This is a genomic window from Paenibacillus sp. FSL R5-0486 (assembly GCF_037975155.1).
In the GTDB taxonomy this organism is placed as follows: Bacteria; Bacillota; Bacilli; order Paenibacillales; family Paenibacillaceae; genus Paenibacillus; species Paenibacillus amylolyticus.
The window spans coordinates 2881067-2906208 of record NZ_CP150237.1; the positions used below are offsets into that span (position 1 = coordinate 2881067).

Consider the following 25142-nt stretch of genomic DNA (forward strand, 5'->3'; position numbering starts at 1 on the left):
GCTACTGTTCAACTCATTAAGATCCTGCTAGAGCCGTAGCGGAAGGTTTGGGTTCTCTGAACATTACAAAGTACATCAGTGATGAAATAACGTATAGACAGCCTGTGATGCTGAATGTGATCGCGTAACCCCAGTACGTTCCGTATGTAGTGACCAGATAGGATTGAACGGGTCCCATGGTCGCCCATCCAATCATGAACGAGGTCTGCATCAGTGAATTGGCAATGCCACGACGTTTGTCCGAGATCCGATCCACCAGTATGGCTGAATGAATGGGATTGGCTGCGTTCATCAATGCTTGTCTGAATAAGAAACTGAGCGAAGCGATGAACAACAGATTGGTGAAGCCTGTTAATAGAAGGAAGGGCAGCGACATGACCTGGAAAATGACAACGGCTCTTACGCTTCCGACCTTTGCCGCCAGGGTAGGACCAATCAGCATGGATACAATCGTCATAATCTGACCAAGTGCAATCAGTAAGCTCATGCCACTCAGAGAAACCGAGAACCGATTGGTGAAATACAGATTCAGATACGGTACAACCAGTCCGGAACCTAATCCAATTAACAACTGAGTCACTATAAACTGACCAATCAGTCGGGAATCTTTTTTCTTCGTGATCGAATCGTCCGTGCTTGGGGTAATCGTTGAACTTTCTTTTAGATCCGCATTGGGTTGAAGAACGGGTTGCGCTGGGATTGTTGTCTGCGGAGCAGCCTTGCCTTCGGTTACAAATAACAGTGGAATAAATGCAGCTAGTGTTGCTGCACCACCGACAAATAAAACCGTCTGCAATCCTGTCACTTTGGCGAGTCCTGCCGTATGTAACAAATCTGCGAATACGCCGCCACCCAGGCTACCAAGAACCTGGGAAGCGAGCACAAGAGATGAATAATAACTGAACATTTTCAGCCGCTGGCTTTTCTTGACGTTTTCCGCCAGATAAGGAATGGCCAGTACTTGGAACACCCCAGCGAAAAGGCCAGAGAATACCGCGAACCAGATCAGTCCTGTAGCCGAATAATCGAAGGAGCGTCCGATCAGAAAGATTCCGCTGAATAACGCCCCGGTAATGAGTAATCGCTTGCGGCTGAACAGATCACCGCATAGACCGATAGGAACAAACATAATGGCTGTTGCGAGTGATTGAATACTTACAATCTGGCCGTTCATTGTATCATTATAGCCCAGACCCTGAATGTACAGATTGTACAAGACAGAGAACATGCCATTTCCGATCTGATACAGAATGCTAGCCAGGAAAAACAGTTGAATATTGCGGGACCAGCCGCGAATTTCATCATTAATATGTTGTAAAACTCTCAAGTGGTTCCCCCCAGTCTGCCTGTGCAGTGATTCCAGTTTAACAGGAAAGGGGAATTTGCGGAAGAATTGACCACTGTTTATTTTGGTTCAGGGGCATCAATCACACGAGCAATGACGAATCCATCGTAACCTTTGCTACCGACCGTTTGCAGTGCTGTAGCTTCAAGTCGAGGGTGATCCGCGATCAACTGCAGGAATGATCGAACGCCCTGAACTCTGGGGTCTGTGCTGTCTGTACGGATCACTTCACCGTCCCTGACGATATTATCACCAATAATAAGACTCCCCGGCCGAGTCAGTCGCAGGGCCCATCTCAGATAATCGGGATTACTCGGTTTGTCAGCATCGATGAAGATCATATCAAACGGTTCCCTGTATTCTTCCTGAACATCGGGAAGGGTGGTTAGGGCAGGACCAACTCTCAGGTCAACCTTGTGCATCAGTCCTGCTCGTGTGAGATTGGCTCGGGCCAAGTCTGCATGGTGTGATTCCGATTCCAGTGAGACGATGCGTCCGTGTTCAGGCAGCGCTCTTGCCATCCAGATGGTACTGTATCCACCCAATGTGCCTATTTCAAGTACACGGGATGCGCCTTGGATTTGCAGCAGGAGCTGAAGTAACTTTCCTTGATTTGGTGTTACGTCATGAGCAGGGAGTCCAGCTTCGGCATTGCTTTGCAGTGTATGTTCCAGCAGGGAATCTGATGGAATCAGCAGATCATTCATGTAGTCGTCAACTTGAGTCCAGGTATGCTGTAGGTTGGTCGTATTTATATTTTTCATGTTCACATGTTCCTTTCCTTGTTCCTTGTATTGGATTTCATATTTCAACTATAAATGAAGCAGATATATAAATAAAATATATATTATGTATGATAATATAACTTTAGATTATGTAATTTGACGTGGAAGAGGTGTAAACATGAATCTGCATGGATTACGATTATTTCATGCCATCGTGAGATATGGCGGGGTCACTCGTGCCGCAGAGGAACTAAATATTAGTCAACCTGCGGTATCTTCTCAGGTGAAGAAGTTTGAACGTGAATTGGGAATCCAGCTTTTTGTTTCGGAGGGAAGAAGACTGGTGCTTACGGATGCGGGGATACAGTTAACAGGTTATGCGGAACGTCTGTTCATGCTGGAGCAGGATGTCGAGAATTTTGTGCAGGATTTTCGGGAGGGCAAGAAAGGACTGATCCGTCTTACGGCAACCTACTTGCCTTCGAATTTTCTGTTGCCTGGCTGGATTGCGCGGTTTAAGCAAATGCACGAGGATGTGGAGATTGTTGTGAGCACAACCAACACCCGGATGGCTTTTGACCAGTTGCTTCGTTATGAGGCAGAGATTGCAGTGTATGGTGGAAGTGGCATTACACATGCAGGTGTCCAATGGGATGAATTGTTTGACGATGAGATGTGGTTTGTTGTGCACCCTGACCATCCGTATGCGGGAAAAGAAATCGAGCTGCATGAGATGATGGCAGAACCGTTCATTATGCGCGAAGAAGGCAGTGCCACGCGTGAGCGACTCGTTTCCCTTTGCACAACAAATAACCTGGCCGCTCCCCGCATTGCGCTTCAGTTCAACGGGCTGAACGAAACGATTAGTGCGGTGAAGGCAGGTTATGGGGCCAACTTTATATCTTCTTTGGTTGTGAACGAAGATGTGCAGCAAGGCAGGCTGGCACGTGTATTTGTTCGAGGTGTACAGCTGAGAAATACGGTTGCCGTATGTACACGAGCCGGGGAGGTATTATCACCTGCTGCACAGCATCTGGTCAAGCTTATCCGCCAAGAAGCTGCTTTGATGAAATAAATAGCGTGATTGTACTTAAAACAATTTAAAGTACGTGTTCAAAAAGACCGGTTTTCAGTATCCTAAAGCGGACTTTTGAACAGCCACTTGAACATGGACAGGGTACTTCTTCTATTATTAACTTTTATTAACTTTCGCTTTGTTGTGAAGTTCCCCATGCATGTAATCGGGCGTATAGGGTTACGCCGCCAATGATCAGGATAGGAATCCAGACTGCAATCATGGGCACACGGTGGAATAACAATGCGGCTGCAATGACGCCGATCAAATAGATGACAACAGCACCTGCACGAAGGTAGGAGTCTGTGGACAAGGCTTTGGTTAACGATCGGATATTGGCATGTCGCAGCTTTTTGAGGATGTTTACGGTATCCTCGACCACAGCGGCCAAATTATTGGTGAGCACGGTTGTTGAGATGCCAGCAATGCCAATGCGGCGTGCCGCAGTTGTTTGCATCCCCATTGCAACGGCTAGGATGACAATTAACAGATAGGACAGTTGTTCTGAAAATGGACTAATCATGGCGATCGCGAACAGCAGGAGCAATATGCTTTCAACAGTAAATACAGCTGTGACCTTAGAAGACCAGCCATTTTTGGTCTGCACAGGTCCAACCATATGTGCTGCAATGGCATTGCCGGCAATAAAACCGATGAGAGCAAGCAATGACCGCAGCACGACAAATTCCTGAGCACGGGCAATGGCAATACCCAACAAAACAATATTTCCCGTCATATTGGCTGTGAGCACATGCCCCAGTCCCAGATATCCGATCAGGTCCACAATTCCGGCAGACATGCAGAGTAGCAACATGGCGTATTTTTGGAGGGTGCTTTGATTCATCCTATCCGTCCTTTCAAAAAAACGTAGCTCCTCCAGTATACAGCCATAACCCATGCATCTTCAAAATGAAATTCATCGCGCAAGATTTAAGGTGCAGCGAGCCAATCAAACATATTGTTCACTGCTGACTGATGTATTTTCTCGTGAAAATGATGATCCTGCCCGCCATAAGCGTGAAATGTGACCTCTGCACCTTGCCGCTTAAGCCAGTGATACATTCGGGTTCCGTGACTATAATTCACTTGTGTATCTGATGTACCATGCATGATCAGCACGGGACAAGATAGTTTGTTCGCTTTCGACAAGGGAGAACGGGCGAGATAAGCTTCTGGAACCGTGCGTGGGGAACCACCCAGGACCCGTTTCAATGTGCGCCTCAGGTCGGTTCGCTCATGGTAAGTGCGTTCCACATCGGCGACACCGCTCCAAAGAACTAACTTATGTACTCTGTCCGGTCCTTCATTATAGGTCGTTGCGGTATGTACAGCATTAATGGCCCCACGGGAGAACCCCATTAACGATATCCGAGTCGGATCGACAAAGGGTAAACGCTGTATCAACCGGTAAGCGGCATGCACATCTTCGGCATCTTTCCCGCCATACTCGTCACGGCCCTCACCTCCTTCGTTGCCACGATAGGATGGGGCGAACACGATATAACCTTTATGTACAAATTGCTCAAGCCAAACGGTATTTACCCCGCCATAGCTGCCAAGTCCGCCGCGGCAATAGATCAGAACCGGCCACTGTTCCGGTAAGTTATCCGTATCATGTATTGTTGCAGCAGGGTAATGGCTGGCGAGCGGTTGCAGATGAAGATGTAGAGGCTTATGTATGGAAGCGAATTCCGGAAAGGCAGAGGAGACAGAGCCGGGATGAGAAGTTTCATATGTTGTGATATCAGGTAATGAACAACCTTGTGGCAGGTATAAATAAGCTTTAACCCGAAGTGTATCGGATGAATACGTCACTTGATAGAGCAGGGAAATCCACCTCTTTTATTAATAATTGCAGGCCAAATGAAAGGGATGCTTCTATAGGATGCGCGTAAAATAAGTTCCCATACCTTCCAGGCTGAATCGCCAGCCCAAATGTGAGAAATTCGTTTATTGGCTCCATATGATTTATAATGGTTCAGGAGACATGTGGATTGACCGCTTGTTCTCATATTCATAAAACTAATTTTAGTGTGCAGAAAGAAAGGGAGAAAGCCATGATGAACGCTCCACATCCAATTGATCAATTCAAGAAATTCAAATATGAAATTACCAGATTTATGATGATCTATAAATTTGCTCTGGATCAAATGGAGACCAAGATTGAAGTCCTGAAGGAAGAATTCCAGTCTTTGCATGATTACAGTCCAATTGAGCATACAAAGTCCAGACTGAAATCTCCTGAGAGCATTATGAACAAGATGTTCCGCAAAAATCATGAGTTAACGTTTGAGAGCATTAAGCAAAATATCAAGGATATCGCCGGGGTACGGATTACATGTTCCTTTATCTCGGATATCTATCGCATTAAGGATATGCTGTGCAACCAGAGTGATCTGCGTGTACTGGAGGTCAAAGACTACATCGAGAATCCAAAGCCAAACGGCTACCAAAGCCTTCACCTTCTGGTGGAAGTGCCTGTGTACATGTCCAATGGTGAGGAACGAGCATGTGTGGAGATCCAGATCCGTACAATCGCGATGGATTTCTGGGCGAGTCTGGAGCATAAGATTTTTTATAAATACAATAAGGATGTTCCCGAGCATTTGACGAGAGAGTTAAAGAATGCGGCAGATTCGGCAAATGCGCTGGATCAACAGATGGAGCGACTTCACCGGGAAATTCAGGAGATTAAGGACGCCGATAACGAGCGGGATGAAGAAGAATTGCGCCGTATTATTATTAACAATCAACAGTTCACACTGCCGTCCAACCTGCTCAAGCTACTGGGTAGCGGGGAGTAGTATTTGATGAAAAGTACAACAGCTTCATTGAACACAAACTCCACATCTCGTGTACGAATGGCTTTAATTCTGGGGACATTGTCGGCCTTCGGGCCGTTGTCCCTGGATATGTATTTACCCGCATTGCCCACGCTGGCTGATGAGTTTGGTTCATCTACATCGTATGCTCAACTCAGTCTGACGGCGTGTATGATTGGACTTGCGGTTGGACAGTTGCTTGCTGGACCTCTAAGTGATGTGCGTGGTCGGCGAACACCGCTCATTGCAGGGCTTGTGCTCTATACGATCGCCTCCATACTTTGCCTGGTTAGCCCGACGATGGGCTCTTTTGTTGTGCTGCGGTTCATTCAAGGTGTAGCTGGAGCGGCAGGGATTGTCATCTCGCGCGCAATCGTCAGAGACGTATATTCGGGCCCGGAACTGACACGGTTCTTCTCTCTGTTAATGCTGATTAACGGCGTAGCCCCGATTGCTGCACCAATCATTGGTGGACAATTGTTGACGTATACATCGTGGCGCGGCGTATTTATTTTGCTTAGCCTCATCGGTATACTGACGTTGTTGGCTGTCATTTTCGGTCTTGGAGAGACATTACCTTCCAATCGCAGATCAAGCGGAGGATTGAAGCAGACATTACTTACGTTTCGCCAAATCGCGGGGGATCGTCAGTTTATGGGTTATGCGTTAACCCAAGGGTTTGTAGCTGCTGGCATGTTTGCCTACATATCCGGTTCACCGTTTGTGCTTCAGAAAATATACGGGGTATCCCCGCAAATGTTCAGTGTATGCTTCGCCATTAACGGGTTAGGCATTATTCTGGCCAGTCAGATTGCCGGTAGACTTGCAGGAAAGGTATCAGAGAATCGCCTGTTAATCGCGGGGTTGCTAACCGCGGCGCTCGGAGGAACTTCATTGCTCATCGCCATTCTGGCTGGAGGTAATCTAATCTCTGTACTGATTCCGCTATTTTTGGTGGTATCCAGTGTTGGGTTGGTCAATACCGCGTCCTTTGCCTTGGCGATGGCCAATCAGGAGAAGTCGGCAGGCAGTGCTTCTGCGCTTATTGGTGTGATGACGTTCCTGTTCGGTGGTATTGTCGCTCCCCTCGTAGGTCTCGGAGGAGAAGGCACAGCTGTGCCAATGGGAATCGTTATCGCGTGTGCTGATCTCGGTGCCTTGGTGATTTACTTCCTAATGGTCAGTAAAGGCAGGAAGCGCCAGAACGATCAAGTGTTGAGTTAAATGTACTGATTATGTACACCTTGCATTTATGGAGTCTTAGTAATGTAAAGGTGCATCTGGATAAAAGGACGAAAAAGAGCCTCACTTGGAAGGAATTATGCTTCCAAGTGGGGCTCTTGCTGTAGGTAAGGACAGGTTTAGCAGAGCGCAAACAAAATCTGTGTATTGGACAGTATACCTGGCGTGAGGAATGGATAGAAGTACCCCACCACAAAACCAAACAGATTAATTGCAGGCCACATCAGGTAGACATCATTGTATGTGAAGACAAGGGACCACCGGTTATAGCAAAAGTTGGGCAGCGCACGTTCTTCGTTATCTCGTGGTGCCGCTGCACCAGTCTGTGCAAATTGCACAGCTTGAGTGAGACTTTGCGGCTGTTGCTGGAGGAAGAGCGGGAGCAGACCCGGGCTGCTTTTGATCAGGTTATACAGAAAAAGCATTTCTGCCGGAGGCTGACCTACCGGACGAGGATAGGCACTAAGTAGGGTGGGCAGGTTGCCTTGAGTCAGTTGCGCAGGTACGCCTGGTGCTGTACCCGGGATTGTACCTGGAATGCCTCCGGGGATATATGGACCGGGTCCTCCGCCTGGAATGTATGGAGGATAGGCGCCTTGACCGCCAGGGATACCAGGAAACGTTGGACCACCCGGTGTGCCGCCACCGCCACCTCCTGGGAACAGGGGAGGCAATTGAAAGGAACGGTCTTCTCCATAACTTAGATAAGGGTTATATTCGTAATACATGTACAGAACATCCTTCCTGTCGTCGTATTCTGCATTCAGCATATGGCGGCATCCGCCTATAGGTGAATGCCGTCAAGAAGATTTTAAATGATCTATATAGTTGAACTAATCATTTACACCAAACGGAGAAGATAGAAAAAACCTGAAAAAGCGAAGCGCTCGCATTTATCACCGGATTTTCCCTTAGAGAAAGAGGAATTGAAAAAATCTGGGGATAACAGCGATTGGAAGGTTGTTCTATCATCGTAGTGTCAGTGTAAATAAATTTTAGTTCAACTGTATAGCGCAGAATATAATCGAATTGACAACTGAACTGATAACAATTATCATTGTCAATGGAATCGGACAAACGTACATGCGGATATTATATGTATCAATAATAGTTTCAATATTTTTGAACATTGAAATCTGTCACAATAGCGCCGAATAAGGTTTCTATAATGAATTGAAAGGGGATATATCAAGTGTTTAAGAGAAATAAAAAGATGATCATGCTTCTAATGACGGTGATGGTTATGTCCATCTGGTTGGCCGCGTGTGGAGCGAAGCCTGCAGAGAATGGAGCAGCAGGAGAGAACGATACAAAAACGGAGACTGAGACACAAACAGAAGCCGCTACAGAGCGCACATTAACAGATGCAATGGGACACGAAGTAACCATCCCGGCTAACCCTGAACGTGTCATCGCGTCTTATCTGGAAGACCATCTCGTTACACTCGGTGTTAAGCCAGCGGCACAGTGGTCCATCAACAACGGCAATGGTTTGCAGGATTATCTGCAAAATGATCTGAATGGCATACCTGGTATTGCAAGTGATCTACCTTTTGAAGCCATGGCCAGTTTCTCACCAGACCTGATTATTATGGGTTCTGAAAGTACAGTGGAAGGGGAGAAATACGAACAGTACAACAAAATTGCCCCTACTTATGTACTCGGAGATGAGGTCAACAAGGACTCGCGTCAGGCTCTGCTCAAGATCGGCGAGCTTTTGAACAAATCGGATGTAGCGCAGAAGGCGCTTGATGATTATGATGCCAAGGCAAAGGAAATCAAAGAAAAAGTAACTGCTGTTACTGGAGGAACAAAATCCGCTGCAGCGTTGTGGTTATTCAATAACAAGTTTTATGTTGTAAGCAACAATGTTTCCAGTGGTGAAGTGATGTACAACGAACTTGGACTTGCAGAGCCTAATGTTGTGAAGGAAGCATCCGCGAAAGCAACGGGTAACTGGTCTGAGATTTCATTGGAGAAGATCGCGGAAATGGACACAGACTATCTATTCCTGGTGAACAGTGACAAGGGAGCAGGCTCAGAAGCGCTGAAAGATGCCGTATGGCAGAGCATTCCTGCTGTAAAGACAGGTAATGTCTTTGAATTTACCCGTTCTAGCAGCTGGCTGTATAGTGGAGTTCAAGCGAACCTTCAAATTATGGAAGACATTCAGAACAGCATCGTTAAATAAGAAATAGCCAATACGAAATGGCATGTTCAAACTCCTTGGTGCAGTGGGCACCAGGGAGTTTTTTTGTTAATTTAGCATTTTACGATATATAATAAAGAAGTAGAAACATTGTCGTATCATGAAGTAGAGTTGTCATTTGCTTCACGAGCATGGAAGGGGATATTTACATATGTACACATTGGATCCACGTGAAATAACGGGGAGAGACAACTATAAACTGATGAGTGGTTCGGTGGTGCCACGTCCAATTGCTTTTGTGACGACACTTTCAGATAAGAATGGTGTAATTAATGCAGCGCCTTTTAGTTTCTTTAATGTGGTTAGTTCGGACCCGCCGCTGTTATCCATATCTATTGCACGTAAAGACGGTATCATGAAAGATACTGCACGTAATGTGATTGCTCATCAAGAACTGGTCGTGCATATCTGTGATGAAGCAATCATAACAGAAGTGAATGAGACAGCAGCCATACTGGAACCCCACGAAAGTGAGCTTGAGCGGACAAAACTGACTACAGTGCAAAGTACCAAGGTTGCTGTGCCAGGAATTCAGGAAGCACTCATTCGGATGGAGTGTGAGCTGTATCAACACATTCCGATCACGAATGATGAGGGCAAACCAGTGAGTGACCTGCTGCTGGTACGCATTGTACAGTATCATTTCAGCGAACAAGTCTACAATCCGGACAAGGGCTATATCCTGATGGATCATTTGAAACCAGTCAGCCGACTGGCGGGTAATGATTATGCCAAGCTTGGGGAGAGATTCACGATAATTCGGCCTGAATAGTTCTGACAGATCGAATATGTAATATAGGAACGGGTTTAATCCGGTATCAAAGGCGGACAGCACGTGCGAAACTCGCATAAGTTGTCCGCCTTTGCTTGTTAATATGAACATAAACAGGACAGGTAGTGAATAGACTTGTACTATATCCTGCACACATGTCATATGAACCTATTTTATATATAGGTTGTTTAAAAAGCCTACTTTTGAACACGTACTATAAGGGGGTTAAGCCGATGAACCAGCTTGAGGCAAATACTGGGGCAAGTATTATGGGAATAGGAACGGCGTGGCCTGCCCACCGTATTGAGCAAAAGGATGTGTCTGCCCGTCTCGCGCAAGCGCTGGAACATGAGCCGGATGCGAGAAGGTGGGCCAAACGAATCTTTAATCAGTGCGGTGTGGAGACTCGGTATACGTGTGAACCAAATCTGCTTGAGCCTGTTGATTCTTGCCGATATTTACCCTTTACCAATGCGGACGAGGTTCCGACTACATCCGAGCGTATGGGCAAATACAAAGCTGCTGCTGTTCCACTTGGTCTCGAGGCGGCCGGACAGGCCATTCAGGATGCAGACGTAACCTCCTCGGAAATTACACATCTCATTACGGTGAGTTGCACGGGGCAATTCCTGCCCGGACTTGATGTTCGGCTGATCCAACAGCTTGAACTGTCACCGCAGATCAACCGGATTCCACTGGTGTTTCAAGGATGTGCAGCCGGTCTGAAGGCGATCCAACTGGCGAATTCCATTGTAACGACAGATCAGAAGGCTACGGTTCTCATCGTGTGTGTGGAACTATGTACACTTCACTTTCAGCCATCTGCCAAACGGGACGACCTGTATGCTGCATCTTTCTTCGGAGACGGTGCCTCTGCCTGTATTATTGGTGCGTCCGGTACAGACCGCAATGAATGTTTTCGACTAGGCCGAGGGCACTCAACGCTGCTCCCGGATTGTGCAGAAGAAATGATCTGGGAAGTGGGCAATACAGGCTTTGATCTCTACCTGTCACCACAGATTCCGAAGCTGCTTGGTTTGCATCTCGGCCCAGAGGTAGAACGGTTGCTGGAGGGGAGCGGTTTACCGGAAATATGGGCGATCCATCCGGGAGGCAGAGGCATCGTGGATGCCGTTCAGAAGCTGTATCAGTTGACAGATGAGCAGGTCTCCTACAGCCGAAACATCCTGCGGGATTATGGTAACCTGTCGTCCGTGACGATTCTTTTTGTTCTTCAAGCCATCCGCGAGGATTACAGACAGAAGGAAGAGCATTCCAGTGGGATAGCGCTGGCCTTTGGCCCGGGACTGACAGCAGAGTTACTTCCTTTTAAATACATCCCTGCCCCCATAGCGAACAGAACACCTGTGAATCATGGCATTCAATAGTTCACGAACCCGAGTGAAGGAGATATACACCGCAAGTGTATGAATGTGCTTATGATCTTACCGATGAACATAATCGAATGACTAATCTGATCGCAGAGGAGCTTAGGTATGGGTTATCGCAGACTTGCTGCCTTCATCAGCCGATATCCGCGGTTCATTATTCTCTGCTGGGTATTTATCATCGGGATGTCAGCGGTCTGGGCATGGAAGTTACCTAACATTGTTCAGGATCACGGATTAAAACGGGTTCACGGGGATGCGCAAGCAGTTGAAGCTGTTCTGGAGGACGAATTTGGATCTCCTGCTGATCCGGTTATTCTGGTGTTTGAGAAAAAGGAAAATACCTCGCCGTTACAGTTCCGGCAGTGGATCAAGGATCGTTTGACACAGGTTCAAGTGTTGCCTGCGGTAACCTCTATCACATCCCCTCTGGATGTTAGCGAAAGAGTGACGCTGCAAGACCAAAGGGCATATGCCCTTGTGAAAATGGATGTGCCCGCGCATCAGATGGGTCCCCTACTGGAGCAGTTGCGCGCCGTGCTGGCAACAGACGGTCCAGGTACGGTGCAATTGACGGGGAAGGCAGTCGTGCAGCAGGATGTCAATCATCTGAGCTTTCGTGATCTGGAACGGGCAGAGATGGTGGGCCTACCGATTGCCCTGATCGTTTTGTGTTTTGCATTCAGGGGGCTATATGCCGCGTTGATTGCTGTCATGATGGGGATCAGTGCTGTGATTACTGCGATGGGAGTCACGTCACTCCTTGGTTATAATCTGGAATTGTCCAACTTTATCATTAATGTGATTCCCATGGTGGGCATGGCACTGAGTATAGACTTTGCCCTGATCATCCTGAGCAGGTACAGGGAAGAAGTTCAGCGGGCCTATGAAGATGAAGGTGAAGTTAACTTTACAGGAAGCAGTCTGGATATGCAGAGCGAGGTTCTTCGGAGCGAGATTCTTCAGCGAACATTACGTACAGCAGGCAGAGCGGTGTTGTTCTCGGCAGCTTGCGTGCTCCTTGGGCTACTGGGTCTGCTCTGGATCAGACTGCCGATGTTTCTGAGTGTCTCCTTGGGGGCCATTATTGTTCTGCTCCTATCGCTACTGTTAAATGTTACGCTGCTGCCAGCTCTGCTGTCACTGTCTGCGGGTCGGGTCTTCAGGCGAAAGTTAGTCCATTCGTTACCCAGAAGCTCGGTCTGGCATAGATGGTCTGCAATGGTCATGAAACGCCCAGTCAGTATGGCCATTGGAGGTACGGTTGTGCTGCTCCTGTGTGTTTATCCAGTGACACGGCTGGAACTGTCCGTCCCGGATGCCTCTTCACTGCCAGAGAGAATGGAGTCCCGCCAGGCAGCAGAGCAGTTGCAACATGATTTGGGGCGAAAGAATACCTCCGCCATCGAGATCGTGATTGGCGGACAGCAGGAACTGTTGACTGCCTCTCACTGGCATTTGGCCCACAACAAAGCCCGTCAATTACTGCAGGACTCGGGCGTATTGAGCATTGTTTCACCATGGGGCCTATTACAGCCGAATCAAAATGGCTCGCAGAGCCTTTTTCAAATTCCACCGTCCTTATTGACTCCTTCCATAGAAGGCAAGGAGTCAATAAGGACGGCATGGCTACGTTCAACGGTCTCTGATCATTCCATACGCTTAATAGCCAACGTGTACGGGGAGCCCGGGTCGGAGCAGGTCGCAGACTGGCTGGAACGAATGAGGAATAGCGATCATACACCAGGTTCCAACAACGTAAAACTACGTTATGGTGGGGAAGCTGCCAAGCAGTATGAAATAATGCAGGAAGTCACAAGTCAACTGCCCAAAGTGCTGGTATTTGTAGTGGTCACCAATTATCTTGTGTTACTGGCGGCATTCCGATCGATGCTCATTCCAATTAAGGCAATTCTGATGAATCTGCTCAGCTTAGCCGCTTCATTTGGCATATTGGTGTGGGTGTTCAATGAAGGACATCTAGGTATGGAGCCGTCAGCCATTGCCATTATGATTCCTGTATTCATTGCAGGATTGGTGTTTGGCATATCCATGGATTATGGTGTGTTTATGCTGAGCCGTATTCAGGAAGTGTATAGACGAACCGGAGACAGTGATGTGGCTGTCCAACAGGGATTGGCTTCTACAGGTCGTCTGGTCACCTCCGCAGCGGCCATTCTGCTTGCGGTGACTGTGCCGTTTGCTTTTGCTGAAGTCGCAGGTGTGAGGCAGTTAGGGATCGGAATCACGGCAGCGGTGTTGATTGACGTTACATTAATCCGTCTAATACTGGTACCTGCATTGATGAAATTAATGGGCAGGTGGAACTGGTGGCTGCCAGGTCAGATGAAATGAAGGGTATTTCCGTAACCTGTCTTCAGGTTGGAGATATCCTTTTTTTGGCTAGAAAGCGTGTGATTCTATTCAAAACAGGCAAACATGTTCAATTCATGGGTGACATGGATGTTCTATAATGGATGGGATTAATTCCATATAACAGTCTTTTATCTACGTTATCCTACTAAAAACAGGAGGGACACAGGCCCATGTCTGATATTGAAGCCTATCTACAACAACAAACGAATCTTCGTGGTCGTTCCGCGTATCATGCAGATCAACCCCTGGAGTTATGGCGCAGTCAGTTACGTACACGTGTGAAAGAACGGCTGGGAGGTTTTCCCACGATGGCGGCCGCACTGAATCCTGTCTTACTGGAGCGCATTACATGTGACGGATATATTCGGGATCGGATTGAAATCACGACCTATGCAGGACTTCGCATGCCAGTGTATTTATTAATTCCGGGTGATGGAAGCATTACCGAAAACAAGAGACCTGCTATCGTTGCTTGTCATGGGCATGGCTACGGTAGCCGAGAGATATCGGGTATGGAACCGGATGGGTCACTACGGACAGGCGAGCCCGGATTACACAAGGACTTTGCAGTAGCTCTTGTGAAGCGTGGTTATGTGGTTGCGGCTCCAGAGTTGCTCGGATTTGGTGATCGAAGACTGGAAGAGGACCGCGATGCGCCACCAGGGGTAAGCTCCTGTACGAAGATTGCTGCGCATCTGCTCATGGTGGGGAAGACCCTCGCCGGTCATAGGGTGTATGAAACAACACGTGTATTGGATTATGTATCGACTCGGCCAGAAGTGGATTTGGAGCGAATTGGAAGCATGGGTATCTCGGGCGGTGGGCTGGTGACCGCATTTACAGCCGCGTTGGATGAACGGTTCAGTGCAACTGTGGTAAGCGGTTATGCAAATACATTCCAGGGTAGCATATTGGATCGGAACCATTGTCTCGACAACTATGTGCCAGGTATCCTGCGTGAAGCGGAGTTGCCGGATCTCATCGGCCTGATTGTGCCTAGGCCACTTTTTATTGAAGCTGGAAGTGATGATCAGGTGTTCCCAATCCATGCAGCGAGAGAGGCGTATGCCCGTTTGACACACATATATGAGCAGGCGGGAGCAGCAGAATCACTGGATGCGGATTTCTTTACCGGTGGACATGAGATTAGCGGAGCGAAGGCTTATGACTGGCTTGATCAAGTTCTGTGAAGCTGTGGATCTTCAACTAATATAATTCTGATTCGAGAGGAGAATTCAGTGATGAAATGGTCAATATCGGTAAAGCTTCTGCTCTGTTTTGTTCTGTTTGCAAGTACAACGGGCATCGGTTTGGGAAGCAGTGGAGGGCAAGTCGCCGAAGCGGCAACGGACAATTACAGATTTGATTTTGGTTCGGGTGGTGTTGAGAGCGGTTACACAGGCGTGTCCGCAGGAGATGCTTATACGCCTACGAAAGGTTATGGCTTCAACACACCTGCACAGATGAGGAATGTGTCTGCCTCAGGAAGCGGGGTTAAGAGTGACGCTGTGCAGTTTCTGACTTACGGCACCAAGAGCACCAATACCTTCAATGTGAATCTGTCCAATGGCCTATATGAAGTTAAAGTGGTCCTGGGCAATACTGCCAGAGCGAGTGTGGCTGCAGAAGGTGTCTACCAGATCATTAATATGACAGGCAACGGGGCAACGGACCAGTTTCAAATTCCGGTGACTGACGGGCAATTAAACCTGCTGGTTACAGAAGGAAAGACAGGCACCGCCTTCACACTTAGTGCACTTGAAATCCGGAAGTTATCCAATCAAACCGTTACCAACCGCACGATCTACATTGGTGGTGACTCAACAGTTTGCAATTACTATCCGCTAGGTAGCAGTGTACAAGGAGGTTGGGGACAGTTGTTTCCGTCCTATGTGAACAATGCCACCTTCCAGGTTCGAAATATGGCGGCAAGTGGTCAATTTGCGAGAGGTTTCCGCGATGATGGTCAGATGGAAGCGATTCTGAAGTATATCAAGCCGGGAGATTATTTTATTTTGCAATTCGGAATTAACGATACCAATGCCAAGAATAATACAACGGAGGCACAGTTCAAGGAGATTATGCGGGATATGGTACGTAAGGCGAAGAACAAAGGAGCAACGGTTATCCTCTCCACGCCTCAGGGCCGGGCAACAGATTTTAATACAGCCAATGTGCATCAAGCGGAGAACCGCTGGTACAATCAATCAACCCGTGCACTCGCTCAGGAAGAGGGAGTCACCCTGGTTGAACTGAATAAGTTAAGTTCTGCTTATTTCACGTCCATTGGTCCAGCAGCAACACTTGCTCTGTATATGACAGGGGATAGTCTGCATCCGAATCGTCAAGGGGCTGCGGAGCTTGCACGTATTGTGGCTGCGGACCTGAGAAGACAGGGACTGAATGGATTCTGACTTTACTACTTAATCAGTCTGCATAATCAGTGCTTGATATGATCCGTGTATGCAAAATAAACAAATACCCCCGGGAACATGCCGCGAAACGGGCGGCTGATCCTCGGGGGTATTTGTTATGCCTAGACTGGGGATTACTCCATCATATCCTTGGCTTCATGGTTCACTTTTTTTCCTTTTAACAAGGGTTCCAGTTCATCTTGCACGCTCTGCTCCCACAGTGGTACATCTGTGCGATAGGCGGCCCGTCCGTTCAGATGTCCGGCGACCGGAGCCGTGATGAATACAAACAGGATACCTAACAACAAGCGGGCACTGATATAGTTATCGAAATACCAGAAGTAGAAAAATGTAGCGCTTAATACACAGAACACTCCAAGTGTCATACTTTTGGTTGCGGCATGGGCACGTAGATATACATCAGGCAGACGAATAAGTCCGAATGCACTGAGTGCACTTAGTAGTGCACCGAGCAGTACGAGTAGACCTATAGCGGTTTCAGCGGCTACTTTAACGATCTCCATCATTTTTGAATACCGCCCCCCGTTCAATATAACGTGCAAATGCCACTGTACTTAGAAAAGCCAAAATGCCAATCAGCAAAATAATATCCAGATAGGCTTGGGTTTGCAGCATCATCGACAGAACGGCAACGATGGCAATCACATTGATACCGATGGTATCCAGTGCCGTGATCCGGTCAGCCATGGATGGTCCCCGAAGCACCCTGTACAAGCAACCCAGAATGGCTAAGGAGAGAATGAGCAATGAGATGAACAACAGTGAGGATAACATTAACGCGTCACCTCCATAATTGCTTTTTCGAATGTATTTTGGATATCATCTCTCATTTTCTGTTCATCTTTGATATCCAGTGCGTGAATAAACAGTTTGCGTTGATTACCTGAGATCTCAAGCGGCAGAGAACCTGGTGTCAATGAGATGAGTAAGCAGAGCAGAGTAACTTCCCAATCCGAGGACAATTGAGTTTTATACGTAAAAATACCGGGCCTTATATCTAACTTGGGCTTGATAATCTGGCGTATAACCTCAATGCTGGCTCGCACCAGTTCCTTGAATAGCAGAGTAATCAGTTTGAAGATGGCCCAGACTCGCACAATATAGAAGCGCTGGGGGAAGAATCTGCGCATCCCCCCGATGAGAAGCAGTCCGAGCAGGTAACCTATGAGAAAACCAACACCATTCCAGGCGTTGTTCAGAAACATCCATACAAAAGCAATGATAAGATTCAGTACAATCTGAAAGGCCATAGACATCTACTCCTTCAATACGGCATCAATATAAATATTGGGATGCAGTAGAATATCGCCTGCGCGGGAGGTCAATTGGAACATGCCTTCAGCCCCCACACCCATTACGATGATGAATACAAACAGAATTCCGGCAGGAATCAGAAGGCCGTTCACCGCGTAAGGGCGTCTTGTAACCCCGGCAGGCGGTTCGCCCCAGAACGCTTGTATGAAGATACGAAGTACCGAATATAACATCAACAAACTCGAAAGCACCGCAATGCCGGTAAGACCATACAAGCCTGCCTGCAAGCCTCCTTCAAAGAGAAGCAACTTCCCCGGAAATCCACTAAATGGCGGCAAACCTGCCAAGGCAAGTGCACTAATGAAGAACATCCAGCCGAGCAGCGGATAGCGATGGATTAACCCGCCCATGTTATCAAGTTTGGATGTTCCGGCAACAGCGATCAAGGCACCGCCGAGCAGGAAGAGCAATGTTTTGATCAACATATCATGCAGCATATAGAAGAGCAGACCTTCCAGTGCAGGGCGACTGGCCGCGGCCATACCAAAAGCGACAAACCCTACACCTGCGACCACGTTGTAGATGAGAATCTTGTTTACATCGCGGTATGAGATCGCACCGATGACACCCAGGACCATCGTTGCTCCAGCCATCCATCCGATTAGTGCATGGAAGAAATCAGGATCATGATAGAAGATCAGTGTGAATGTTCGCACAATCGCGTACAAGCCAACCTTGGTAAGCAATCCTGCGAACAATGCAGTGACAACAGCAGGTGGTGCCGCATAAGAGCCCGACAGCCAGAAGAACAGGAACAGCCCGGCCTTGATGCTAAATACGATCAGAAAGAGAACAGCAATTAAGGTAATGACTCCGCTCTGTCCCACTTCAGCAATTTTGACGGACAAATCTGCCATGTTCAGTGTGCCAGTTATGGAGTAGAGGAAGCCGATGGAAGCGACAAAAAGAGCTGAAGAAACAATGTTAATCAAGACATATTTGATCGTTTCCCGAAGTTGTCTTTCCGTACCTCCCAATACGATCAGTGCATAGGAAGAGATGAGCATCAGTTCAAAGCTGACAAACAAATTGAACAAATCTCCGGTTAGGAATGAACCGTTAACGCCCGCGATCAGAAAATGAAAGAACGGATAGAAGTGGTGCTCTTCTCGCTCCTTGTTCACACTGCGGAACGCATACAGCAGACACGCCAGTGCAATGATAGAAGCGGCAACGACAAGTAGCGCCGATACCATGTCCGCAACAAGCACAATACCATAGGGAGGTGCCCATCCACCCATATTAAGCGTTAGAACTCCAGTCTGAGCTACCCGCGTAATGAGTATCGTTGAGACCGCTGCTGTAAACAAAAGTCCAATGACACTAATGATCCGCTGGATATTTATTTTTCGGAAAAATAGCAGAGCCAGAACACCTGTAATCAAAGGCAAGAGAATGGGCAGAACGACGAGATTATTCATATGGGCGCCCCCTTACTTCTTCCATATCGTCTGTTCTCAGCTTCAGATAAGAACGATAGGAGAGAACAAAGAAGAACGCAGTGAGTCCGAAATTAATAACAATCGAAGTTAGTATCAAAGCCTGAGGAAGAGGATCGACATAACGTTCAGCCATCTCCCCAAGCAGCGGTGGTGCCCCAGTTTTGAGACGTGACATGGTGATCAAGAGCAGATGCACACCATGGGTTAGTATGGACATGCCAAGTACGATGCGGAGCAGGCTCCGCGACAAGATTAAAAAGACGGCAACCGCAAACAGAATGCCAACGGCTACACACATCAATATTTCCATATCAGCGATCCTCCCCGATCTGTAGAATGATGGTCATGGTGACACCCAGGACAGCGAGATACACGCCAAGATCAAACAGCATGGCTGTAGCGAGTTCTGTCTCTCCCAGCAAAGGAAGTTCGAAATAGCCGAAGGTTTGACTTAGGAACGGGACTCCGAATATAAATGAACCCGCACCCGTGAGTAAAGCTATACCCAATCCGATTCCTGTTAGCATACGGAAGTCAACCGGTAACGCTTTGCGTATCGTATCTGTACTGAATGCCAGGGCAATCAATACGAGCGCTGCCGCTGTGACCAAGCCGCCGATGAAACCTCCGCCCGGATTGTGGTGACCTGCAAAGAAGAGGTGCATGGCAAACGTCAGTATGATGAACACAACAACCTTGGTGGTCGTTTGCAGCAATACATCATTACTCTGCAAAGGGACAGTATCCCACGAGGATGAGCTGCGTTCCCGGTTACCATACTTTTTCGTATTGTCCGCTTCATCATCTAGAGCAGGTTCGGAATCCTGACTCTCGTCCTTCTTACGGAACTTCAAGCGGGCTCCAAGATCTTTTGCTTCGAGGTTCAGATTAATCATGGAGTAGATAGATAACGAAGCAACGCCAAGCACCATAATCTCCAATAATGTATCGAAGCCACGGAAATCTACCAGCAACACGTTCACGACATTTTTACCACCAGCTGAGTCATAGGCTTCCTGAAGGAAGAAAGTAGAAATGCTGTCCAGTGAGGCTGTTCCGCTTGCGGCCAATGCAACAAAAGTCATCACGATCCCGACTGCAATCGCTACGATCATATTTACCGTGAGATAACTGCGGCTTGATTTGCCACGTTGAAGCTCAGGCAGATGGTAGAAGCAGAGCAGGAACAGTGCAACAGATACCGTCTCAACAATCATCTGTGTCAACGCCAGATCTGGCGCCCGGAAGAGTACAAACAGTAGGGTTACGAGGTAACCAACCGCTCCGGTCATAATGACTGCTGACAGTCTGTTCTTGGCAAAAGGAATCGAAACTGCAGCACCGATGAGCGTGACTAGCAGTACCACCTCATAAAATGAGAAAGGTGCATTGCCCTGCAGATTCCAGCTAATATTTTCTCCTGAACGGAAGAAGGCATAGACCAGCAACGCGACCGTGAATGAGAAAATGTAAACGAGATAATTACGAACCGAGCCATTCATATAGGCTTCCGTCCATTTGCGTGCATAATGCTGAAGATTATCAAGCACGACATGGTACATATTGTTAATAGTTAATCCTTGTGGATAATGCTCATAAATATTCCTCCATCGTGGCAACAGCTTGTAGAGAGTGATTCCGAGAATCACAACTCCGATTGTCATAATCAGTTCCGGAGTCCATCCATGCCACAGGGAGAAATGTACATCGAAGCGCTCATTCCCATTCAAGAGGGATGGAAGCACAGCGGCCATTGCCGGTTCAATCAGTGATCCGGCCAGCAGATTCGGGAAGAGTCCGAATACAACGACAAGAACACCTAGAACAAAAGGCGGAATGAGCATGCCAGCGGGCGCTTCGTGCAGCTTCTCGGCAGGGATCTCGCTTTGGCTACGACCGAGGAATGTTTTGAACACGATAATAAGCGCATAGATCAGGGTAAACACACTTGCAAGCCAAGCGAATACCGGCAATAGAACACTCCAGGACCCAAGTCCAAAGATTCGTAGATGCGTGACTTCCACCATCGCCTGGAAGAATAACTCCTTGCTCAGGAATCCGTTGAAGGGCGGAATACCCGCCATGGCAAGTGAGCCGATCAATGCCACGGTGAATGTGATTGGCATGAATGAAGCAAGTCCACCGAGCTTCCGTATGTCACGTGTACCCGTTTCATGATCAACAATCCCTACGACCATGAACAGAGCGGCCTTGAAGGTTGCATGATTAAACAGGTGAAGCAGCGCAGCGGTTATTGCAACAGTATACATCGCAGAGGATTCGCCATATCCGAAGTAGAGAGCAGCAGATCCAACCCCTAAGAGGGACATGATCAGACCAAGTTGAGAGATGGTCGAATAGGCAAGAATCGCTTTGAGATCGTTTTTTTTCACCGCCAGGAATGATCCATAACACAAAGTCAGAAGACCAACGCCGGTAACGAGCCAGAACCAGAGTCCCTGTCCACCGAAGATTGGTGTAAACCGTGCTACAACGTACAGTCCGGCCTTGACCATGGTGGCTGAGTGAAGATAGGCACTCACAGGTGTCGGAGCTTCCATGGCATCCGGCAACCAGATATGGAACGGGAACTGAGCTGACTTGGTGAAAGCTCCAATCAGGATCAAGATAAGTGCGGGTAGAAATAGTGCGCTTTCCTGAAACTGACCCAATCCTGTAATGGTTGCACGAATACTGAATGTTCCGGTAATGAGATACATCATCATGAATCCGGTAAGCATGGCGAAACCGCCAAATACCGTAATCAGGAATGATTTTTGTGCTCCTGAAGTTGAGGCTTTACGTTTGTAATGGAATGCGATCAACAGGAATGACGTAATACTGGTCAATTCCCAGAATCCGTAGAGCACGATCATATTATCAGACAGCACCACGCCCAACATGGCTCCCATGAACATCAACAGATACAGGTAGAAACGGTTCAGCGCTTCTTTCATATCCATGTAGAAGATGGAGTAGAGAACAACGAGGACACCGATTCCGGTGATTAGCAGTGTCAACATGAGGCTCAGACCGTCCAGATACAGATTAAATCCAATGTCCAGTGAAGGAATCCATGGGATATTTCCGGATACGGTATTGCGCTGTGATACAGCGGGTATGAGACTCGCAAAGTATACAAATAATAGTGCCGGGACAAGGAGAACCGGCCATCCCAAATGTAATTTACGGAAGAAACGATGCAGCATGGCAAGAAGAATGCCAGCGGCAAAAGGCAGAATAACAGCAACATGAAGCAGGCTCAACATTACACCCCCAATGTTTAGTATTTCGATTACTCTCTCTGTGACATACAGGCGCATGATCCTTTGAAGGATATGCTTGCTCTCTATATTCATAACCCAAGTATGTATATACAGAATCGTGTCTATTCTTTGAATGGAAGAAACACGGTGAAGATTTCAGTATAATATTGTATGGGCATGTATAATAAAAAAACACACAAGTTCCGATAAATATGAAAACGATTAGGGCGTGTCTGAAACTCCGAAGAAGCAGATTTTGCCGAATTTTCGTTCCAAGCCAGGAAGTTTTCCGCAGGCGTGCCGGGGCACGTCAAGGGAAAGTGACGCAGCAGGGGGCGAAAAGGCGGTAAAAGATGCACTTCAGCGAGTTTTGAGACACGTCCGAGGTGACATTCCGTGTACTCTTTACAGCATAGTTATGTTGAGAAGCAAGATGGTTTCACCGTGTAATGGAGGAAGTAATGTCATTCAAAATTAGAACTGTGCTTACAGTCATCTTTGCTGTGTTATCCTTGCTGGTTACCCTGACGATTGGGTCTATTTTTAGCCAAAAGTCATTTGTTGCTGTAGAGACTGAGATTGGTCACTCGCTTACAGGCACGGCCTCACAGGCTTCGGACAAGCTGGATCGATTCATGTCCGCTCGCGCGGGTGAACTGGACCTGCTGGGCCGAATGGCTTCGTTGGAAGATGAATTCCAACCTGATGAGATTCAGATGCTGCTGGATCAGTTACAAGATAGCTTTCCCTCATTCTCATGGGTTGGATTCATGGACCCGAAGGGAAAAGTGTTAGCTGCTACGGATGGTATCTTGCTTGGGGAAAATTTATCAGAGCGACCTGTGTATCAGGAGGGAGTCAAGGGTAAATTCATTGGAGATGTGCATAATGCAGTACTTCTTGCCAAGCTGCTTCCGAATCCAACGGGAGAGCCGTTGCAATTTGTCGATATCAGTTTCCCGCTGAAGGATAGCAAAGGAATGATTCAAGGTGTGCTCGCTGCACATTTAAGCTGGGAATGGGCGAAGGAAGTTGAGGAATCCGTACTTGCCCCATTGAAAAGGGAAGAAAAAGACATTGAGTTTTTTATCGTAAGCAAAAAGGAACATACAGTGTTGCTGGGGCCGAAGGAATGGGTCGGTAAACCGTTGGTATTGCCTGGCATCGAAGAGGCCCAGCTCAACAAAAGTAGTTGGTCCATTGAAAAGTGGCCTGATGGTAATGAATATGTGACAGGGTTTGCCTACAGCCAGGGTCATCTGGATTATCCCGGATTAGGCTGGACCGTAGTCATTCGTCAAGTCAAGTCATCTGCTTTTGCGTCTGTGTTTGACCTGATGTGGTTTAATGTGTGGTCTGGACTCGCCGTTACCGTACTGTTTGCACTGATTGGCTGGGTTGTCTCACGTCTGATCTCTGCCCCACTTGTGCGTCTTACCAGAATAGCCAATCGACTGCGTGCAGGGGAAGAGCTTGAGATTCCTGCGATTAAGGGGATTAAGGAGATTGAAGTGTTGTCCCGTTCGCTTCGGGATATGCTGACCTCTCTTATGAATAAAAACTCAGAGCTGGTCGTGATGCAGAATCTGGCGCATTTTGATCAGTTGACTAGACTGCCAAATCGCACTGCCCTTGAAGTGTATCTGGAGGAGTCTCTGGAGACCGAAAGTGAAAATCACACGCTGACTTTTCTCTATCTGGATCTCGATGGATTCAAACGGGTCAACGATACACTTGGACATCAGACTGGAGATGTGCTGTTACAGAAAGTGGCCCAGCGACTGTCTGCTCTTGGTCAGGTGAAGGGGATAACAGTCCGATTGGGCGGAGATGAATTCCTGATTGTACTTCAGTCTGTTGGAAGTCATCCGAGGGAAGAAGCCATGGCTTATGCAGAAGCCATCATTCAAAGCTTGAACAAGCCGTTTATTATCGATTACGAGCGAATTCGAATTGGATGTAGCATTGGAGGAGCCGAATATCCTACCAACAGCGACAACCCAAGTGAGATTATTCGGATGGCAGACGAAGCTTTGTATGAGTCCAAACGTGCAGGCAAGAACAGAATGACATTTTATTCCGAGTTGAAGCAGGATCGTTAGCGTATAATAACATTAGCTGGGTTATCCCAATCACCTTTGTGCGAATGTGCGTATAAACAAGGAGGGGTGAAATGTCTGGAAAATATACATCTGTACCTTATGGTTATGAGCCACCGGCGGCCAGCCGCAAAGGCACATTGACTTTTTATGACTCGTTTGAACATGTGACTGATGAGCAACTCGAGCGCGCCGCTGCAATGGTAGATACCCGTTCATTCATACAGCTTGTGTTGTATCCTTTACACGAGAGCACGTTTAAACGAATGAGCAAGGATTCGATACAGGCATATTACAAAAGAGAAGACCGCCTGCATGATTGGCGGAGAGAACATCCAACTTCACGTATACGTGTGGAGGGGCTTGAGGGCAAGAGAAAGAAATATACACCTGTGGATAGCGCGCTGCGCCATATCACTGCGGAATATCCAGCCCCTCACTTTCTGTATTTGACGATAGAGATGGCGAATATGTTTGCTTCATTTGATTCCTTCAAGGATTGGATCAAAGAGCTGCGTCTCATCATTGATGGATCGTCCGAATACCTGCATCCGATGCTGGAGCAAAATCGCCATCGCTGGGAATGGGCGGAATGAAAACATAGATGTATGAAGAAGATCGGCGTGCTGCTC

General features: G+C 47.5%; 22 protein-coding genes. 11 read left to right on the forward strand and 11 right to left on the reverse strand.

The genetic code is table 11. The annotated features are described in order from the left end of the window. Positions 1–16: 16 nt before the first annotated feature. On the reverse strand, positions 17–1327 hold the full coding sequence (locus tag MKY01_RS13130) for an MFS transporter (protein WP_339286547.1): 1311 nt from the start codon (positions 1325–1327) through the stop codon (positions 17–19). Positions 1328–1404: 77 nt separating this feature from the next. After that, on the reverse strand, positions 1405–2109 hold the full coding sequence (locus tag MKY01_RS13135) for an O-methyltransferase (protein ID WP_091034944.1): 705 nt from the start codon (positions 2107–2109) through the stop codon (positions 1405–1407). Positions 2110–2248: 139 nt separating this feature from the next. Here MKY01_RS13135 and MKY01_RS13140 point away from each other — a divergent pair, with 139 nt between their 5' ends. Continuing rightward, positions 2249–3145 (forward strand): LysR family transcriptional regulator, encoded by an 897-nt coding sequence (locus tag MKY01_RS13140; protein ID WP_036608744.1) that lies wholly within the window; start codon positions 2249–2251, stop codon positions 3143–3145. A 127-nt stretch (positions 3146–3272) separates the two neighbouring features. Here the strand turns inward: MKY01_RS13140 and MKY01_RS13145 are convergent, their stop codons facing one another. Both MKY01_RS13145 and MKY01_RS13150 read right to left on the reverse strand, forming a co-directional pair. Beyond that, positions 3273–3989, reverse strand: a complete 717-nt coding sequence (locus MKY01_RS13145) for a YoaK family protein (RefSeq protein ID WP_339286549.1) — start codon at positions 3987–3989, stop codon at positions 3273–3275. An 86-nt stretch (positions 3990–4075) separates the two neighbouring features. Beyond that, the gene (locus tag MKY01_RS13150; RefSeq protein WP_339286551.1) at positions 4076–4960 is read right to left on the reverse strand and encodes an alpha/beta fold hydrolase; all 885 of its coding nucleotides are present in this window, start codon (positions 4958–4960) and stop codon (positions 4076–4078) included. Between the two features lie 245 nt (positions 4961–5205). Here MKY01_RS13150 and MKY01_RS13155 point away from each other — a divergent pair, with 245 nt between their 5' ends. Then, positions 5206–5949, forward strand: coding sequence for a GTP pyrophosphokinase family protein (locus MKY01_RS13155; RefSeq protein ID WP_339287155.1), 744 nt, complete (start codon positions 5206–5208; stop codon positions 5947–5949). A 6-nt stretch (positions 5950–5955) separates the two neighbouring features. Then, entirely contained in the window at positions 5956–7191 is a 1236-nt protein-coding gene (locus tag MKY01_RS13160; RefSeq protein WP_315371610.1) for a multidrug effflux MFS transporter, read from the forward strand. 137 nt (positions 7192–7328) lie between these two features. Here MKY01_RS13160 and MKY01_RS13165 read toward each other — a convergent pair whose 3' ends face one another. Then, positions 7329–7979, reverse strand: coding sequence for a hypothetical protein (locus MKY01_RS13165; RefSeq protein ID WP_253507890.1), 651 nt, complete (start codon positions 7977–7979; stop codon positions 7329–7331). A 422-nt stretch (positions 7980–8401) separates the two neighbouring features. Between MKY01_RS13165 and MKY01_RS13170 the strand changes: the two genes are divergently transcribed. The 6 genes from MKY01_RS13170 to MKY01_RS13195 all read left to right on the forward strand — a co-directional run bounded on the left by MKY01_RS13170 (position 8402) and on the right by MKY01_RS13195 (position 16368). Continuing rightward, the gene (locus tag MKY01_RS13170; protein ID WP_143781211.1) at positions 8402–9400 is read left to right on the forward strand and encodes an ABC transporter substrate-binding protein; all 999 of its coding nucleotides are present in this window, start codon (positions 8402–8404) and stop codon (positions 9398–9400) included. Positions 9401–9569: 169 nt separating this feature from the next. Beyond that, on the forward strand, positions 9570–10190 hold the full coding sequence (locus tag MKY01_RS13175) for a flavin reductase family protein (RefSeq protein ID WP_076249572.1): 621 nt from the start codon (positions 9570–9572) through the stop codon (positions 10188–10190). Positions 10191–10423: 233 nt separating this feature from the next. Further along, entirely contained in the window at positions 10424–11578 is a 1155-nt protein-coding gene (locus MKY01_RS13180) for a type III polyketide synthase (RefSeq protein ID WP_076327836.1), read from the forward strand. Positions 11579–11686: 108 nt separating this feature from the next. After that, positions 11687–13933, forward strand: coding sequence for an MMPL family transporter (locus MKY01_RS13185; protein ID WP_076327837.1), 2247 nt, complete (start codon positions 11687–11689; stop codon positions 13931–13933). Between the two features lie 191 nt (positions 13934–14124). Continuing rightward, the gene (locus MKY01_RS13190) at positions 14125–15144 is read left to right on the forward strand and encodes an alpha/beta hydrolase family protein (RefSeq protein WP_076327838.1); all 1020 of its coding nucleotides are present in this window, start codon (positions 14125–14127) and stop codon (positions 15142–15144) included. 51 nt (positions 15145–15195) lie between these two features. Beyond that, positions 15196–16368, forward strand: coding sequence for a GDSL-type esterase/lipase family protein (locus MKY01_RS13195; protein ID WP_143781413.1), 1173 nt, complete (start codon positions 15196–15198; stop codon positions 16366–16368). A gap of 134 nt (positions 16369–16502) precedes the next feature. On the opposite strand, the gene mnhG is transcribed toward MKY01_RS13195, so the two are convergent. The 6 genes from mnhG to MKY01_RS13225 are packed head-to-tail and all read right to left on the reverse strand — an operon-like array spanning position 16503 to position 22411. After that, positions 16503–16895 (reverse strand): monovalent cation/H(+) antiporter subunit G, encoded by a 393-nt coding sequence (gene mnhG / locus MKY01_RS13200; RefSeq protein ID WP_017688856.1) that lies wholly within the window; start codon positions 16893–16895, stop codon positions 16503–16505. After that, on the reverse strand, positions 16879–17163 hold the full coding sequence (locus MKY01_RS13205) for a Na(+)/H(+) antiporter subunit F1 (RefSeq protein ID WP_017688855.1): 285 nt from the start codon (positions 17161–17163) through the stop codon (positions 16879–16881). Before MKY01_RS13205 ends, mnhG begins: the two co-directional genes overlap by 17 nt. Beyond that, positions 17163–17639 (reverse strand): Na+/H+ antiporter subunit E, encoded by a 477-nt coding sequence (locus MKY01_RS13210; RefSeq protein WP_036608718.1) that lies wholly within the window; start codon positions 17637–17639, stop codon positions 17163–17165. Before MKY01_RS13210 ends, MKY01_RS13205 begins: the two co-directional genes overlap by 1 nt. 6 nt (positions 17640–17645) lie before the next feature. Beyond that, positions 17646–19124 carry a Na+/H+ antiporter subunit D gene (locus tag MKY01_RS13215; protein ID WP_047842678.1) on the reverse strand — a complete coding sequence of 493 codons (1479 nt, stop codon included), beginning with the start codon at positions 19122–19124 and terminating at the stop codon, positions 17646–17648. Beyond that, positions 19117–19455 (reverse strand): Na(+)/H(+) antiporter subunit C, encoded by a 339-nt coding sequence (locus tag MKY01_RS13220; RefSeq protein ID WP_036608715.1) that lies wholly within the window; start codon positions 19453–19455, stop codon positions 19117–19119. Before MKY01_RS13220 ends, MKY01_RS13215 begins: the two co-directional genes overlap by 8 nt. A gap of 1 nt (position 19456) precedes the next feature. Continuing rightward, a complete protein-coding gene (locus MKY01_RS13225) occupies positions 19457–22411 on the reverse strand; it encodes a Na+/H+ antiporter subunit A (RefSeq protein ID WP_339287157.1) in 2955 nt (984 codons plus the stop codon). A gap of 461 nt (positions 22412–22872) precedes the next feature. Between MKY01_RS13225 and MKY01_RS13230 the strand changes: the two genes are divergently transcribed. Next, positions 22873–24513, forward strand: coding sequence for a diguanylate cyclase (locus MKY01_RS13230; protein ID WP_339286556.1), 1641 nt, complete (start codon positions 22873–22875; stop codon positions 24511–24513). Positions 24514–24584: 71 nt separating this feature from the next. After that, entirely contained in the window at positions 24585–25106 is a 522-nt protein-coding gene (locus MKY01_RS13235) for a hypothetical protein (RefSeq protein ID WP_339286558.1), read from the forward strand. Positions 25107–25142 lie beyond the last annotated feature (36 nt).

What these genes read in the sequence shown, in the direction of transcription:
- MKY01_RS13145 (WP_339286549.1), bottom strand. Translation starts at nt 3,989, where the DNA reads ATGAATCAAAGCACCCTCCAAAAATACGCCATGTTGCTACTCTGCATG.
- MKY01_RS13140 (WP_036608744.1), top strand. Translation starts at nt 2,249, where the DNA reads ATGAATCTGCATGGATTACGATTATTTCATGCCATCGTGAGATATGGC.
- MKY01_RS13185 (WP_076327837.1), top strand. Translation starts at nt 11,687, where the DNA reads ATGGGTTATCGCAGACTTGCTGCCTTCATCAGCCGATATCCGCGGTTC.
- MKY01_RS13230 (WP_339286556.1), top strand. Translation starts at nt 22,873, where the DNA reads ATGTCATTCAAAATTAGAACTGTGCTTACAGTCATCTTTGCTGTGTTA.
- MKY01_RS13160 (WP_315371610.1), top strand. Translation starts at nt 5,956, where the DNA reads ATGAAAAGTACAACAGCTTCATTGAACACAAACTCCACATCTCGTGTA.
- MKY01_RS13180 (WP_076327836.1), top strand. Translation starts at nt 10,424, where the DNA reads ATGAACCAGCTTGAGGCAAATACTGGGGCAAGTATTATGGGAATAGGA.
- MKY01_RS13135 (WP_091034944.1), bottom strand. Translation starts at nt 2,109, where the DNA reads ATGAAAAATATAAATACGACCAACCTACAGCATACCTGGACTCAAGTT.
- MKY01_RS13195 (WP_143781413.1), top strand. Translation starts at nt 15,196, where the DNA reads ATGAAATGGTCAATATCGGTAAAGCTTCTGCTCTGTTTTGTTCTGTTT.
- MKY01_RS13205 (WP_017688855.1), bottom strand. Translation starts at nt 17,163, where the DNA reads ATGTTATCCTCACTGTTGTTCATCTCATTGCTCATTCTCTCCTTAGCC.
- MKY01_RS13190 (WP_076327838.1), top strand. Translation starts at nt 14,125, where the DNA reads ATGTCTGATATTGAAGCCTATCTACAACAACAAACGAATCTTCGTGGT.
- mnhG (WP_017688856.1), bottom strand. Translation starts at nt 16,895, where the DNA reads ATGATGGAGATCGTTAAAGTAGCCGCTGAAACCGCTATAGGTCTACTC.
- MKY01_RS13165 (WP_253507890.1), bottom strand. Translation starts at nt 7,979, where the DNA reads ATGCTGAATGCAGAATACGACGACAGGAAGGATGTTCTGTACATGTAT.
- MKY01_RS13220 (WP_036608715.1), bottom strand. Translation starts at nt 19,455, where the DNA reads ATGGAAATATTGATGTGTGTAGCCGTTGGCATTCTGTTTGCGGTTGCC.
- MKY01_RS13210 (WP_036608718.1), bottom strand. Translation starts at nt 17,639, where the DNA reads ATGGCCTTTCAGATTGTACTGAATCTTATCATTGCTTTTGTATGGATG.
- MKY01_RS13175 (WP_076249572.1), top strand. Translation starts at nt 9,570, where the DNA reads ATGTACACATTGGATCCACGTGAAATAACGGGGAGAGACAACTATAAA.
- MKY01_RS13155 (WP_339287155.1), top strand. Translation starts at nt 5,206, where the DNA reads ATGAACGCTCCACATCCAATTGATCAATTCAAGAAATTCAAATATGAA.
- MKY01_RS13215 (WP_047842678.1), bottom strand. Translation starts at nt 19,124, where the DNA reads ATGAATAATCTCGTCGTTCTGCCCATTCTCTTGCCTTTGATTACAGGT.
- MKY01_RS13235 (WP_339286558.1), top strand. Translation starts at nt 24,585, where the DNA reads ATGTCTGGAAAATATACATCTGTACCTTATGGTTATGAGCCACCGGCG.